Below are 785 nucleotides of genomic sequence, written 5' to 3'. Positions count from 1 at the left end.
TATTGATCACGGCGTAGGTTTGCACCCATCAGGTGTTGTGGGAGGTCTACATACCGGACACGTTGCCACGCGCCAGTCAGCTTCTCCTTCAAAGCCATCAAGGTGCAAGCGCAAAAATTCCCCAGGACATGGCGCTTCACATACGCCCACACCAGCTCAATAGGGTTCAGCTCGGGAGCATACGGCGGCAAATACACCAGTGACAGGCGTTTGTGGCTCGCCACAAACGCCTGCACGGCTTTGGCCCGATGGATGCCCGCATTGTCCAGCACCACCACAAGCTCCCCAGGCACATGGCGCAGGAGGTGCTGAAAAAAGTGGACCACATCCCCACTGCGGATTGCACCTGTCTTGGTGTTCTGCAAGAACTGCCCACCCGACGTGATCGCCCCAATGGTGGAGAGCTTCTCCCAGTTCGCGGACCCCTTTCAGGGCAAACCCCACCTCATCGAGGTAGACGAGCGTGGCGCCCTCAGCAACCTTTTTTTTCCAACTCTGGAGACACCTGTTCCTTCCAGCTGGCGATCCGAAGTTCATTGCGTTCTGCCGCCCGACCATCGGGCATCTGCGGGGTTAAAGCCCAACCGGCGCAGGATGTGCCGGACATGGTCATGGTGGTACCAGACATCGAAGTGCCGGCCAATCAATTCGCTGACACGGCGGGTCGTCCAGGTTTCATCCCCAAAGCCGTGATGCACAGCACCCTCCCTCCGGAGGGTGCGCAACTGCTCCCCTTGCTCTGCCGTGAGCCGTGAGGCTGGACCGCTGGCCACCGTGGCCTGAAG

Annotated in this window: 1 pseudogene; it reads right to left on the bottom strand. The window is 59.6% G+C overall.

Going from position 1 to position 785, the window contains the following annotated elements:
• Positions 1-785: pseudogene (locus tag IEY49_RS21640) on the bottom strand (IS630 family transposase); the annotation flags it as partial.

This window comes from Deinococcus malanensis (genome assembly GCF_014647655.1).
GTDB classification, from domain to species: Bacteria; Deinococcota; Deinococci; order Deinococcales; family Deinococcaceae; genus Deinococcus; species Deinococcus malanensis.
This window is presented reverse-complemented; position numbering and strand designations above follow the sequence as displayed.